Raw genomic sequence first — 13745 nt, forward strand, 5'->3', positions numbered from 1 at the left:
TTACATAATCAAATGGAAAGGAAATGGTTGACAAATGAAGACAGATATTCAGATTGCACAGGAAGCGAACATGGCACATATCAAAGATGTGGCCGCAAAAGTGGGAATTACAGAGGATGAGCTGGAGTTTTACGGCAAGTATAAAGCGAAGCTGTCCGACGACGTGTGGGAAAGAGTGAAGGACAGACCGGATGGAAAGCTTGTGCTTGTCACTGCGATAAATCCTACGCCGGCCGGAGAAGGGAAGACGACGACGACGGTAGGCCTTGGCGAGGCGATGGCCAGGCTTGATAAGAAGGCGGTTATCGCGCTTCGCGAACCATCCCTTGGCCCTTGCTTTGGCATCAAAGGCGGGGCAGCCGGTGGAGGGTATGCCCAGGTCGTGCCAATGGAAGACCTGAACCTGCATTTTACAGGAGATTTTCATGCGATAACTTCCGCCAACAATCTGCTGGCAGCACTTCTGGACAACCATATACAGCAGGGGAATACGCTCCAGATCGATCCACGGCAGGTAGTGTGGAAGAGATGTCTTGATATGAATGACAGGAGCCTTCGCAATATCGTCGTCGGGCTTGGAAGCAAGATGGACGGCATGGTGAGGGAAGACCATTTTGTAATAACCGTCGCTTCTGAAATCATGGCGATTCTCTGTCTGGCGGATGATATTCACGATTTGAAGGACAGGCTTGGACGAATTATCGTGGCTTACAATTTTGCCGGCGAACCCGTGACCGCCGATGACCTGGAGGCTACCGGTGCCATGACCGCGCTTTTGAAAGATGCCATCAAGCCAAATCTGATTCAGACGCTGGAACATACGCCTGCACTTGTCCATGGAGGACCTTTTGCGAATATCGCGCACGGCTGCAACAGCGTGCGGGCGACGAAGATGGCTCTGAAGCTGAGCGACATCACCATAACGGAGGCAGGCTTCGGGGCTGATCTCGGAGCAGAGAAATTCCTCGATATCAAGTGCAGAAAAGCAGGTTTTAAACCAGATGTGGTTGTTTTGGTTGCAACTGTGCGTGCTTTGAAGTATAATGGTGGAGTTGCGAAAAATGATTTGGCGAAAGAGAATATAGAAGCCCTGAAAAAGGGAATCGTAAATCTTGAGAAGCATATTGAAAACATTCAGAAATATGAGATTCCTGTTGTTGTCACCTTAAACTCATTTGTGTCAGATACAGATGCTGAAAATGAGTTTATCCGGAATTTCTGCGAACAGAAGGGATGCGAGTTCGCTTTGTCGGAAGTATGGGAAAAAGGCGGGGAAGGCGGCATCGCGCTTGCCGAAAAGGTAATCGATACGCTGGAGAACAAGAAGAGCCGGTTCCATACGCTGTACGAGGATGCGCTGTCTCTGGAAGAGAAGATTGAGACGATATCGAAAGAAATCTACGGGGCAAGAGGCGTCGTATATGAGCCGGCCGCACAGAAGCAGCTTGCGAAGATTGCGTCCATGGGATTCGGTGAGCTGCCTGTCTGTATGGCGAAGAACCAGTATTCCCTGTCCGATGATGCAAAGAAGCTAGGCCGTCCGACTGATTTTGACATACATATCAGAGAAGTGTATGTCAGTGCAGGGGCAGGATTTGTCGTAGCGCTGACAGGAGCAGTCATGACGATGCCCGGACTTCCAAAGGTACCGGCGGCAAACGGTATCGATGTGTCGGAGGAAGGCAGTATAACAGGATTATTTTAAGGAGTTAAGAAGATATGGCCATGTTAATTGACGGGAAAGCGATTTCCGCACAGATAAAGGATGAATTAAGAGAGGAAGCGGCGCATCTGGCTGCAGAGGGCAGGCATGTCTGTCTTGCGGTCATCCAGGTCGGCAGCGACCCGGCATCCTCTATATATGTCGGAAATAAGAAAAAGGCATGTGACTATGTAGGAATCGATTCGTTGTCATATGAATTAGAAGAGCATACCTCAGAGCAGGAGCTGCTCTCCCTGATTGACAGGCTGAACAGGGATGATAAGGTAGATGGAATCCTGGTACAGCTGCCTTTACCGGAGCATATCGACGAAAATGCGGTTATCCGCGCCATCCATCCTGATAAAGATGTGGACGGCTTTCATCCTGAGAGCGCAGGACGGCTATGTATCGGCGAAAAAGGGTTTGTACCTTGTACGCCGGCGGGGATTATTCAGATGCTGAAGCGTTCCGGCATAGAGATAGAAGGAAAGGAGTGCGTCGTTGTCGGCAGGAGCAATATCGTGGGTAAGCCTATGGCTTTGCTGCTGCTGAGGGAAAACGGGACCGTGACGGTGGCGCATTCCAGGACGAGAGATTTGAGGGAAGTGACAAAGAGGGCAGATATACTGGTAGCTGCGGTTGGAAAACCAAAGTTTATAACAGCGGAGTATATAAAAGAAGGGGCAGTCGTCATTGATGTCGGAATACACAGGAACGAAGACAATAAGCTGTGTGGAGATGTCGATTTTGACGACGTAAAAGAGAAAGCGGCGGCAATCACACCAGTTCCAGGAGGAGTTGGGCCGATGACAATTGCCATGTTGATGAGCAATTGTGTTGAGGCTGCAAGGAAGTAGGAGGTTAACGTAGAGATGAAATGTAGGTATTGCGGGCATGAAATACCGGAAGGTATGTTATATTGTGAAGCATGTGGAAAGGAAGTCCGCATTGTTCCCGACTATAATCCTTTAGATGATATGCTTACGGCACAGATCAAGGTGTCTATCAATGATGAAGAAGGTGTCTTGTCCGACAGTGATTATGACATGTTTACAGGAGATATGAATGCCAGAGGCAGGAATACGGGCACCGGCCGGAACACAGGCGCAAGAAGGAACACCAATGCAGGGAGGAATACCGGACGAAATACCGCAGGGCGGAACACCGGACGGAATACGGGCAGGAATACGACAGGCAGGATGATGTCAGAAAAAGAGCAGCGCAGAAGGCAGATAGAGCGGCGGAAAGCCATGAAACGCAAAAAGCGCAGGAAAGCTCTCATCATCCTGGCTGTGCTTGTCGTTGCCGCTGTCGTGATTGGAATCGTGTGCTATCAGAATTCTTACAATGGCATCGTGAATAAAGGCTACAGTGCACAAAAAGAAAAGGCATACGAGAAGGCGGAGACCTATTTTAAAAAGGCCATTTCCAAGAAGCCGGAAAAAGCGGATGCTTATACGGGCCTTTCCAAAGTATATATAGCACAGGATGAACTGGACAAGGCAGAAGACGTATTTTTGAATGCCATCGACAAGCAGACGAAGAATCCAGATCTCTACGAAGCCTGTGTGGGCTTCTACATGGATACAGACCAGAAGATGCAGATTCCCGTACTTCTCGAAGATGTAGCAGACAACGTGGCAGAAAGGCTGGGCGGATATATCATAGACGGACCATCTTTCAGCCTGGACGACAAAGAGACGTTTGAAGAAGTGCAGGAACTTACGCTCAAGTCCGATGAAGCGGCGGTTTACTATACGACAGACGGAAGCGAGCCTGATACGGAGAGCGAAAAGTATAAAGAGCCGATACATCTGGAAGAAGGCGAGAACATCATCACGGCTATCGCTGTAAACAAAGAAGGCGTGCCGAGCCTGCCGGTGAAGAAGACATTTACCGTAGAGCTGCCGATAGAGGATGCCCCCGCCGTATCGCCGTCCACAGGGCAATACGGCACGGCCACACAGATAGAGATCAAAGTCCCCGATGGCTACGAGGCCTATTATACGATGGACAGAAGCGAGCCGACGACCGCATCCACAAAGTACGAAGGTCCGATAGACATGCCCGAGGGTGAGACCATATTCAAGGCAATCCTCGTAAACGGCAAGGGACGCACGAGCGGAGTCACGACGAGAAACTATATGTACGAACCCGATTAAATTGTCAGATAATATATTAAATTTCGAAAGGGGTCAGACCCCCGGCACGCCGGGGGTCTGACCCCTTTCGAAATTTATCAAATTGTATGAGAATAAATACAAGAATTTCCATTTATCCTATTGCGTTAATTATTTAACAGGACTATAATATGTATATATTGATAAATTATTAACGAATCATTTAAAAGGAGATGCGGACAATGAGCAGATTTACATTACCAAGAGACGTATATCACGGAAAGGGCTGTCTGGAAGAATTGAAGAACCTGAAGGGAAAGAAGGCAATTCTTGTCGTGGGCGGTGGCTCTATGAAGCGCCAGGGATTTCTGGACAAAGCGGTTGGATATCTGAAGGAAGCAGGGATGGAGGTTGAGCTGTTCGAGGGCGTAGAACCAGATCCGTCCGTAGAGACTGTCATGAAAGGCGCGGAGGCTATGCGTAAGTTCGAACCTGACTGGATCGTATCCATGGGCGGCGGCTCCCCGATTGACGCGGCAAAGGCCATGTGGGCATTCTACGAATATCCTGACACGACCTTTGAGGACCTCTGTATTCCATTTAATTTCCCTGAACTGAGGCAGAAAGCGAAATTCGCAGCGATTCCGTCCACGTCAGGAACCGCAACGGAAGTTACGGCTTTTTCCGTAATTACAAACTATGAGACCGGAGTCAAATATCCGCTTGCCGACTTTAATATAACACCTGACGTGGCAATCGTTGACCCTGAACTGGTGGAAGGCCTCCCGGTGAAGCAGGTGGCATATACGGGAATGGACGCTCTGACCCATGCGATTGAAGCCTATGTATCCACATTGAACTGTGCATTCACAGATCCGCTTGCACTGCAGGCAATTGAGATGGTGCTTGATTATCTGCCTGCTTCTTATCATGGAAATATGACCGCCAGGGAACAGATGCACTATGCACAGTGTCTCGCGGGCATGGCATTTTCAAATGCGCTGCTGGGTATCGTACACTCTATGGCTCATAAGACGGGTGCGGCATTTTCAACCGGCCATATCACCCATGGTTGTGCCAATGCCATGTATCTGCCATACGTAATCAAATATAATGCAAAAGATGCCAAAGCCGCATCCCGCTATGCCGAAATCGCGCGTCGTATGGGACTTGACGGGACATCCGAACAGGCGCTTATCAACAGTCTGTGTAAGAAGATAGATGCCATGAATGCAGAATTCGACATACCTAAGACACTCAGAGAGTTTGGCATCATTGAAGACGAGTTTAAGGATAAGATAGCAAACATATCAGAGCTTGCTGTCGGTGACGCATGCACAGGTTCTAACCCACGTTCCATTGATCCGGCCGCCATGGAAAAATTATTTACGTGTATATATTACGGAACAGAAGTTGATTTTTAAGAGAAGTACATAAAAAGCAGGTGCCGTAAAGCACCTGTTTTTTAGTGAGAATATTTGACTTCTAAGCAAATAAGCCACTTGATATTTCGTAATATATGCATTATTATGGAATAAGTATTAAATATTAGGAGGAAATGAGATGTACAAGATATTAAAAGCCGAAAATCCGGCTGATAAGATTTATCTTATGGACGTAGAAGCACCGCGTGTCGCAAGGCATTGCGAGCCTGGCCAGTTTGTCATCGTGAAAATGGATGAAAAAGGGGAAAGAATCCCACTTACGATATGTGACTATGACAGAGAAGCAGGGACAATCACTATCGTATTCCAGACTGTAGGCGCGTCCACAGAAAAGATGGCCGGACTGAAAGCAGGAGATTCTTTCAGAGATTTCACAGGCCCTCTCGGCTGCCCGTCAGAATTCATACATGAGGACATCGAGAGCCTGAAAAATAAAAAGATGCTGTTCGTTGGCGGCGGCGTCGGCGCGGCACCTGTATATCCTCAGGTAAAATGGCTCCATGAGCACGGAGTGGATGTAGATGTCATCGTAGGTTCCAAGACGAAAGACATGCTCATCCTGGAAGACGAGATGGAAGCTGTGGCAGGCAACTACTATCCTTGTACAGATGATGGTACATACGGCCATGCAGGCATGGTTACGACGAAGATTGAGAAGCTGGTAGAAGAAGGGAACAATTATGACGTATGCGTGGCAATCGGCCCGATGATTATGATGAAGTTTGTCTGTCTGCTGACGAAGAAGCTCGGCATTCCGACCATCGTAAGCATGAACCCGATAATGGTAGACGGGACCGGAATGTGCGGAGCATGCCGTCTCCATGTGGGAGAAGATATAAAGTTCGCATGTGTCGACGGTCCGGAATTTGACGGACACCTCGTCAACTTTGATGAGGCGATGAAGAGACAGCAGATGTACAAGACACAGGAAGGACGTGCGCTGCTGAAATTACAAGAAGGCGACACCCATCACGGCGGATGTGGCAACTGCGGAGGTGACAACTAATGGCTGATGTATTGAAGAAAGTTCCTGTCAGAGAACAGGAGGCAAAGGTAAGAGCGACTAACTTTGAAGAAGTCTGCTATGGATATGATAAAGAAGAGGCGATGGAAGAGGCAGTCCGCTGCCTGAACTGTAAGAATGCGAAATGTATCCAGGGCTGTCCAGTTGCAATCGACATTCCCGGATTTATCTCTAAAGTAAAAGAGGGGGATATCGAAGGCGCCTACAAGGTGATTGGAGAGTCCTCAGCGCTTCCGGCTATCTGCGGACGCGTATGTCCTCAGGAGTCCCAATGCGAATGCAGATGTATCCGCGGGATAAAGGGGGAGCCGGTCTCTATCGGCAAGCTGGAACGGTTTGTCGCTGATTATGCGCTGGAACATGATATCAAACCCCGGAAGGCTGAAAAGATGAACGGCCACAAAGTTGCCGTAATCGGTTCCGGCCCTTCAGGTCTTACGTGTGCGGGAGACCTGGCTAAGATGGGATATGACGTGACTGTATTTGAAGCGCTCCATGAGCTTGGAGGAGTTCTCGTATACGGTATACCTGAATTCCGTCTTCCGAAAGAGAAGGTCGTAAAGAAAGAGATTGAAAAGGTAAAAGAGCTTGGAGTCAAGTTTGAGACTAATGTCGTGATTGGCAAGTCTACCACCATCGACCAGCTCATGGAAGAGGAAGAATTTGAAGCTGTGTTTATCGGTTCAGGAGCAGGGCTTCCGATGTTCATGGGAATCCCGGGGGAGACAGCAAATGGAGTCTTCTCAGCCAATGAATATCTCACTAGAAGCAACTTGATGAAAGCCTTCGATGACAACTATGACACGCCGATTGCAGCCGGCAAGAAAGTCGCGGTCGTAGGCGGCGGCAACGTAGCAATGGATGCGGCAAGAACAGCCCTCCGCCTCGGCGCTGAAGTACATATCGTATACAGAAGAAGTGAGGCAGAGCTTCCGGCCAGGGTGGAAGAGGTACATCACGCGATGGAAGAAGGAATCATCTTTAACCTGCTTACAAATCCAAAGGAAATCCTTGTAGATGAAAATGGATGGGTACGCGGCATGAGAGTCATCAAGATGGAACTGGGCGAGCCTGACGCTTCAGGAAGAAGACGTCCCGTGGAGATACCGGGATCCGAGTATGAGATTGAGCTGGACACGGTTATCATGTCACTTGGAACTTCACCGAACCCATTGATTGCATCCACCACGAAAGGTCTGGAGACAAACAGGAGAAAATGTATCGTAGCTGAGGAAGAGAACGGCCAGACCTCCAAGGCATGCGTATATGCCGGAGGAGACGCAGTAACCGGAGCAGCTACAGTAATACTTGCAATGGGAGCAGGAAAAGCAGGCGCAAAGGGAATCCATGAACTGCTGAGCAATAAATAAATACAGGAATCCGTTTTGACGTTAAAAGGACCGCAGCCGCAAGTGCTGCGGTTCTTTTCAATTACACCCTATACCATGTTACATGATTATGGTATGATAATGGGGAAAATCAAAATTCAGAAAGAAGGTTTACTATATATGACTATATTTTGGGGATTGATGATTCCTTTTATCGGCACGACCGTGGGAGCGGCGTGCGTACTGTTCATGCGAAAAGAACTGAAGCCAACGATTCAAAAGGCGCTGCTTGGATTTGCAGCCGGAGTCATGGTCGCGGCATCCGTCTGGTCGCTTCTCATACCTGCCATGGATATGTCTGAGGATATGGGCAGATTTGCATTTGTGCCGGCGGCTGTCGGATTTGTCATCGGTATCGCGTTTCTGCTGCTTCTGGACCGGGCTATCCCCCATCTGCACATCGGATGCGATGAGTCCGAGGGACCAAAGTGTACTCTGAAAAAATCTACCATGCTCGTGCTGGCGGTCACTATACATAATATACCGGAGGGTATATCAAGTGGTGCCGTATTTGCCGGGCTGCTGACCCACAACACCAATGTCACGCTGGCGGGAGCGTTTGCCCTGTCTGTCGGCATCGCAATCCAGAATCTGCCGGAGGGATTCATCGTCTCCCTGCCGATTCGAAGCGAGGGCAACGGAAGGGGAAAGGCGTTCCTGTATGGTACGATGTCAGGAATCGTGGAACCGATAGCAGGGGGAATCACCGTCCTGCTGGCTGCCTATATCACACCGATACTGCCTTATCTGCTGGCATTTGCTGCCGGAGCCATGATATATGTCGTGGTGGAAGAATTGATTCCTGAATCAGCAGAAGGGAGCCACAGCAACATAGGCACTATCGGTTTTGCATTAGGGTTCGTGCTAATGATGATACTGGATGTGGCACTTGGCTAATGCAGCAAAGATAAACGTGCCGCAGACATGGGGTATACGGAAGAAGGGAAAAGAAGTACATGAATATTACGATTCTAGCCGTTGGGAAAGTGAAAGAAACATTTTACCGGCAGGCGGTTGACGAATTCAAGAAGCGGCTTGGCCGTTACTGCAGGCTGAACATCATCGAAGTTCAGGATGAAAAGACGCCGGATAAGGCAGGTGGGACGTTCGAGTGCCAGATTAAAGAGAAGGAAGCTCTGCGCCTGCTGAAGCACATCAAAGAAACAGACTATGTGGTCACGCTGGAAATTGATGGGGAACAGCCGGATTCCGCAGCCCTGTCCCGCAAGCTTGAACGGCTCGGGATTGAAGGTACGAGCAGCATCACATTTGTCATAGGAGGTTCGCTTGGCCTCCATGATACGATTACTAGACGTTCTGATTACAGGCTGAGCTTCTCCAATATGACATACCCGCATCAGCTGATGCGGGTCATACTGCTGGAGCAGATATACCGAAGCTACCGGATTATGAACGGTGAGCCATATCATAAGTAAGTGAGGTTTATTTGAATTTACAGATGTTATGGATTACAAGATTACAAATAAATCGACAAAATAAACAAAAATAATCAGATAAATATGTTTTAAAATTATCTATTATTGAACAATTGGAAGAAGAGAGTTATAATTGCATCATAAGGAGTGATGCAAATGAAAAGATGTAGAGGAAAAGTTGTAATAATTACCGGAGGAGGACGAGGAATCGGACGGGGCATCGCCAGTGCATTCGCAGCGGAAGGTGCCAATCTTGTAATTACAGGCAGAAAAAAAGAGACGCTGGATACTGCGAAGGGAGAGCTGGAAAAGGAGTATGGTATCGAGGTGCTGGCCGCCCCGGCAGATGGATCGGACGAGGCGGCGGTTAAGCAGGTTATAGCAACCACAGTAGAAAAGTTCGGGAAGATAGATGCCGTCATCAATAATGCGCAGACAATACTAGCAGAGACTCCATTGATCGACCACACTACGGAGGACTTTATTACGAACTTCAGGACGGGACCACTTGCGGCATTTTACTATATGAAGGCAGCATTTCCATATCTGAAAGAAAGCGCCGGCGCAATCGTTAACTTCGGTTCCGGCGGGGGACAGAACGGTCTCATAGACTTTGGGGCGTATAATACTTCTAAAGAGGCGATGCGCGGACTGTCGAGGACGGCCGCAAATGAATGGGGACAGTATGGAATCAATGTCAATGTAGTATGCCCGATTGTAGAAACGCCGGGTATGAAAGCATGGGAAGAAAAATATCCGGATATCTATCAGTCTCAGGTGATTGAGAAGACTCCGATGCGCAGAGTCGGTGATGCGGAAAAAGATGTAGGACGGGTATGTGTTTTTCTGACATTGGAAGATGCAAAATACCTGACAGGACAGACGATTAATGTGGATGGAGGCAATATACTGAGGCCGTAAATTGTATGTGCATGCGTATTGCAGAATATGCCGGGGAAGCGGATAGACAAGCATCGTCTATCCGCTTCCCTGCCGTCAGAATGCCCTGTGCCGGATAACAAAGCGGTTGCGGCCGCCTTTTTTGGACTCATACAGGGCGGCGTCCGCCGCAGAGTATAAGGTTTCGAACGTAAGGCTTCCGCAAGGATAGACGGCTCCGATACTGACAGACACGGTAGTATCCGGATTATCATATTCAATATTCAGGGAGCTTATTATTTCAAGCAGTCTTTTTTCTGCGGTATCCGCAGAATGTATTCCGGTCAGGAAGAGGATGAATTCATCCCCGCCCATTCTTCCGTATACATCATGGGAATATGCCATAGAAGACAGAACCTTCCCGATATCACCGAGAACCCGGTCGCCAAACTGATGTCCGTAAGTGTCGTTGATGTCTTTGAAGTGGTCTATATCCAGCATGGCAAGCATAGAGCGGCAGCCGGTTTCCTTATCCGCCAGTCCGGCAGTAATCTTTTTAACGACGGTTCCCCTGTTAAAGAGTGTGGTGAGGGAGTCGACCTCAATCTGATTTTTCATCCGTATTCGCCTCTGCATCTTATCATCTATGTCCTGAACAAGGATAAATGCACGGACGTCTTCGGTATAAGGGTCGGAAATGAGCTGTACCGTTCCTGCCGCCCAGAAAACAACGTTTCCATCTCTTATACGGCGGTATTCGATATAGTCTGTCTTCGTGCCGGAATAATATGCAGACAGAAGTCTGTCGCGGCTGTAGAACTGCAAGTATTTTTTCCAATCTTCTTCATACACGCAGTGTTCAACATAGTAGCCGACAGCTTCCGTAAAACTTTGGATATGGCTGGGAAGCGTATTCAAAAGGCTTTCTTCGCTGCCTGCATACAGGTTCTTAGTCAGATTATATTCATAATAGCCTAGGCTGCTGGCCTTCTGCTGCTCGAAAAAACGGCTCCACTTCTCATAGGCAAGTGACTTTTCCCGCTGGGATGTCACATCTTTATAGGAAAGGATAGCGCGTTCGGGGCTTCCGGATTTATCGAAAATCAAACGGTATTTTATCTCATACCAGCCAAAAGCGCCACCATCTCTGGCGGCCATCTGTATCGTGCACCGGCCCTCGGGATTCCCCTTGCTGATGGAATCGAACAATTGCATATAATCCCTTATGCTGTCTCCTTCTACCTGGCCTGCGGCAATTACGCTGTAAGGTACATTCTCCAGCCGATTTGGCCTTTCATCATCTCCATCGTCATAAGGATGTTCGAGTACATGTGTTTTTACATCATAGATGTCCATATGGTTTTCTGTCGACAGAAATGCAATCCGGTTCTGCTCTTCACTGACTCTCAGCTCCTCCTCCGCCTTCTTGCGGTCGGAGATATCAAGCAGCACACAGTTAAGGAAGCATTCGCCGCCCGCCTTGTCAATATATCCTTTGACGAGCACCCATCCGGTACTTTGGTCTCGCATAATGACCCGGTGCTCTATCTCGAAGGTAGGGCTATCCATAAGCTCCAGGCAGTGCCCTACTTCATGCCGGACCGATTCAAAGTCGTCCGGATGGATAATGAACTTCTCATTCGTAAATCCGGCTGCGGCAGCATCTGCAGACGTATAGCCATATATGTCATAATAGATTTCATTGGCCTGCATTATCGTAAAGACATTATCGACGGCCACACGGCATATTCCGCATGGAAGGAGACGGAATATCCGGTCCCAGATTGTCTCGTCAGTCTTGATAAAAGTTAAGAGTATATGCCCGGTATTTTTCAGATATACGACGGCACCACACAGTGGCACCGGCATGCCGTCTCTGCCGTGGCATCTGAATTCAATAGAAAAGCTGCTGTTTTCGGCAACAGCTTTCTCCATCACTTTGAGTACGGAATCTTTGTCCTCATCAAAGACCAGATCTACAAACAAAACATTATCCTTAAGCAGCGATTCTTCCGTATCATAACCTAGAACAGCAGGAAGGCTTCCTTTAGACGACAGGACGGGATATCCCGGGGCGTTTCTGCAGCACAGAGCCCCTGCGTTATATGTTTCTTCAAATAATTGTATCAGAATATCTTTACTTATCTTTTCCTGTTCGGTCAGTTTTTGCATCATATTTTTTACAACCATTTTATTTCTCCCATAGGTTTTGTTGTTATCAGTTTAACTTACAGCTGCGTCGTGCTGTATCATGTAAAATTATATTGGTATATTATTATATTCCGAAAAGGGCCGTATGACACAGACGGCCCTTAAGGGCTGCCCTGAGCATGACATACGCCTCTGTCAATAAGTGGAAGGTTCCATGTTGATTTAGAACTGGATATATAGGGGGTGCTGATGTATAATGAAGTCATATGTTAACAGGAAAGCAATGAATGGAGCTTAGACGTATGGATTTGATATTTAATATATTGACGGTTTTAGAGATTATCTGTGTGGAATTTATCGCTATCTGGACACTATCACGCAAGAAGCACAGCCTGTTTATATCGTTGGGGCTGTACGTGACCATCACGTTTCTACTGATGCTTTTTATGGTATTTATAGCAGTGAAGCTGCCAAACTACGGCAATGGCAATGGCCGCCTGATGGTTCTGGGCGTGCTTTATTTTATCCCGGCGCTCGTCAATTACGCCGGAGATGTCAAAAGCCGGATAATTATCGCATTTTATTCGTTCTCGTACGGGCTTGCCGGATTTGCCATGGCAGTCAGAATCGGCTACCTGTTTGACGAGAACTATCTATCAGTGACGGTTCTCGTGGCCCAGACACTTTTGTATGCCGTGACGCTTCCGATGTACCTGCGTTTTTCTAAACACCAATTTATCAGCTATATCCAGAAGGCATGTGGGAGACAGAAAAATCTGCTCATACGATATACGATCGTCAGCTTCCTTCTCATAATAGCCTACAATAATACGATGGTTATGGATGTCTCCATGATTAAGAAGCTGTGTGTCTATTTGCTACTCATTTACTTCATTATCCTTTCATACAGCCTGTGTGTTTCTTATCTGAGGGCCGATGACGATAACCAGGAGCTGAGCGAATTGACCAGAAAGGACCGTCTTACGCAGCTTGGTAACCGCATCGCGCTTAGAAGCAGCCTGGATAAGATGGCTTCAGAGAATGAGGCATTCTACCTTATCTTTCTGGATCTGGATCATTTCAAATCTATCAACGACAAATACGGCCATTCATCTGGGGACCGCTATCTGCAGGCATTTTCAGATATGCTGAGGGAGTGCTCTAAGGAAGAGGATCTGTTTTTCAGATATGCGGGGGATGAGTTCATCTGCCTGACCTGTGATGACATGCTTTATAAGAAATTAGAAGAGCTGAATACGAGAAAGATCAGGATAGATGAAATGGATTTTCTGGGAGTATCTGTAGGTATGGCAAGATATCCGGATGAAGCAGAAAGCATCTCCGAACTGCTGGAACTGTCAGATAAGCGTATGTATGACTTCAAGAGGGCTAAGGATATGAGCCTTAAGCCTTAGGACAGAGCTCTTGTACAGTCTGTACAAGGCTCTTTTTTATGGTACCGGAATTCCGTTTATCTGTGGCATGCAGGAGCGGCATATGATATTTTCATATATTTAAGGATTTTTTAATAGTCTGACCGCTATACTGTACCCAACAGGCGGCAAAGGACAGCTGCTGTCAAGTAAACGGAAGGGGAACG

The 13745-nt window shown here is 47.8% G+C and carries 11 protein-coding genes; 10 read left to right on the forward strand and 1 reads right to left on the reverse strand.

Features of this window, described 5'->3' with window-relative positions; translation table 11 throughout:
* Window positions 1–34: 34 nt before the first annotated feature.
* The 9 genes from HJV72_RS12905 to HJV72_RS12945 all read left to right on the forward strand — a co-directional run bounded on the left by HJV72_RS12905 (window position 35) and on the right by HJV72_RS12945 (window position 10036).
* Window positions 35–1705, forward strand: a complete 1671-nt coding sequence (locus HJV72_RS12905; RefSeq protein WP_208071478.1) for a formate--tetrahydrofolate ligase — start codon at window positions 35–37, stop codon at window positions 1703–1705.
* A 14-nt stretch (window positions 1706–1719) separates the two neighbouring features.
* Window positions 1720–2559 (forward strand): bifunctional methylenetetrahydrofolate dehydrogenase/methenyltetrahydrofolate cyclohydrolase FolD, encoded by an 840-nt coding sequence (gene folD / locus HJV72_RS12910; RefSeq protein ID WP_208071479.1) that lies wholly within the window; start codon window positions 1720–1722, stop codon window positions 2557–2559.
* A gap of 15 nt (window positions 2560–2574) precedes the next feature.
* On the forward strand, window positions 2575–3864 hold the full coding sequence (locus tag HJV72_RS12915; protein WP_208071480.1) for a chitobiase/beta-hexosaminidase C-terminal domain-containing protein: 1290 nt from the start codon (window positions 2575–2577) through the stop codon (window positions 3862–3864).
* A 200-nt stretch (window positions 3865–4064) separates the two neighbouring features.
* Window positions 4065–5246 (forward strand): iron-containing alcohol dehydrogenase, encoded by a 1182-nt coding sequence (locus HJV72_RS12920; RefSeq protein ID WP_208071481.1) that lies wholly within the window; start codon window positions 4065–4067, stop codon window positions 5244–5246.
* A gap of 139 nt (window positions 5247–5385) precedes the next feature.
* On the forward strand, window positions 5386–6273 hold the full coding sequence (locus tag HJV72_RS12925) for a sulfide/dihydroorotate dehydrogenase-like FAD/NAD-binding protein (RefSeq protein ID WP_208071482.1): 888 nt from the start codon (window positions 5386–5388) through the stop codon (window positions 6271–6273).
* Window positions 6273–7661: an NADPH-dependent glutamate synthase gene (gltA, locus tag HJV72_RS12930; RefSeq protein WP_208071483.1), complete on the forward strand. Its 1389-nt coding sequence runs from the start codon at window positions 6273–6275 to the stop codon at window positions 7659–7661. The genes HJV72_RS12925 and gltA overlap by 1 nt, the downstream gene beginning before the upstream one ends.
* 138 nt (window positions 7662–7799) lie before the next feature.
* Window positions 7800–8576: a ZIP family metal transporter gene (locus HJV72_RS12935; RefSeq protein ID WP_208071484.1), complete on the forward strand. Its 777-nt coding sequence runs from the start codon at window positions 7800–7802 to the stop codon at window positions 8574–8576.
* 59 nt (window positions 8577–8635) lie between these two features.
* Window positions 8636–9115 carry a 23S rRNA (pseudouridine(1915)-N(3))-methyltransferase RlmH gene (gene rlmH / locus HJV72_RS12940; RefSeq protein ID WP_208071486.1) on the forward strand — a complete coding sequence of 160 codons (480 nt, stop codon included), beginning with the start codon at window positions 8636–8638 and terminating at the stop codon, window positions 9113–9115.
* 156 nt (window positions 9116–9271) lie between these two features.
* Entirely contained in the window at window positions 9272–10036 is a 765-nt protein-coding gene (locus tag HJV72_RS12945; protein ID WP_208071488.1) for an SDR family NAD(P)-dependent oxidoreductase, read from the forward strand.
* A gap of 75 nt (window positions 10037–10111) precedes the next feature.
* Here HJV72_RS12945 and HJV72_RS12950 read toward each other — a convergent pair whose 3' ends face one another.
* Window positions 10112–12184 carry a sensor domain-containing diguanylate cyclase gene (locus HJV72_RS12950; protein ID WP_208071491.1) on the reverse strand — a complete coding sequence of 691 codons (2073 nt, stop codon included), beginning with the start codon at window positions 12182–12184 and terminating at the stop codon, window positions 10112–10114.
* 263 nt (window positions 12185–12447) lie between these two features.
* Here HJV72_RS12950 and HJV72_RS12955 point away from each other — a divergent pair, with 263 nt between their 5' ends.
* Complete coding sequence (locus HJV72_RS12955) at window positions 12448–13560, forward strand: GGDEF domain-containing protein (RefSeq protein WP_208071493.1); 1113 nt, start codon at window positions 12448–12450, stop codon at window positions 13558–13560.
* Window positions 13561–13745: the final 185 nt, after the last annotated feature.

It is taken from the genome of Extibacter sp. GGCC_0201, assembly GCF_017566055.1.
In the GTDB taxonomy this organism is placed as follows: Bacteria; Bacillota; Clostridia; order Lachnospirales; family Lachnospiraceae; genus Extibacter.

Excerpts from the sequence above, each read along its gene's own strand:
- HJV72_RS12925 (WP_208071482.1), top strand. The coding sequence starts at position 5,386 with ATGTACAAGATATTAAAAGCCGAAAATCCGGCTGATAAGATTTATCTT.
- HJV72_RS12950 (WP_208071491.1), bottom strand. The coding sequence starts at position 12,184 with ATGGTTGTAAAAAATATGATGCAAAAACTGACCGAACAGGAAAAGATA.
- folD (WP_208071479.1), top strand. The coding sequence starts at position 1,720 with ATGGCCATGTTAATTGACGGGAAAGCGATTTCCGCACAGATAAAGGAT.
- HJV72_RS12905 (WP_208071478.1), top strand. The coding sequence starts at position 35 with ATGAAGACAGATATTCAGATTGCACAGGAAGCGAACATGGCACATATC.
- HJV72_RS12915 (WP_208071480.1), top strand. The coding sequence starts at position 2,575 with ATGAAATGTAGGTATTGCGGGCATGAAATACCGGAAGGTATGTTATAT.
- HJV72_RS12920 (WP_208071481.1), top strand. The coding sequence starts at position 4,065 with ATGAGCAGATTTACATTACCAAGAGACGTATATCACGGAAAGGGCTGT.
- HJV72_RS12945 (WP_208071488.1), top strand. The coding sequence starts at position 9,272 with ATGAAAAGATGTAGAGGAAAAGTTGTAATAATTACCGGAGGAGGACGA.
- rlmH (WP_208071486.1), top strand. The coding sequence starts at position 8,636 with ATGAATATTACGATTCTAGCCGTTGGGAAAGTGAAAGAAACATTTTAC.
- gltA (WP_208071483.1), top strand. The coding sequence starts at position 6,273 with ATGGCTGATGTATTGAAGAAAGTTCCTGTCAGAGAACAGGAGGCAAAG.
- HJV72_RS12935 (WP_208071484.1), top strand. The coding sequence starts at position 7,800 with ATGACTATATTTTGGGGATTGATGATTCCTTTTATCGGCACGACCGTG.
- HJV72_RS12955 (WP_208071493.1), top strand. The coding sequence starts at position 12,448 with ATGGATTTGATATTTAATATATTGACGGTTTTAGAGATTATCTGTGTG.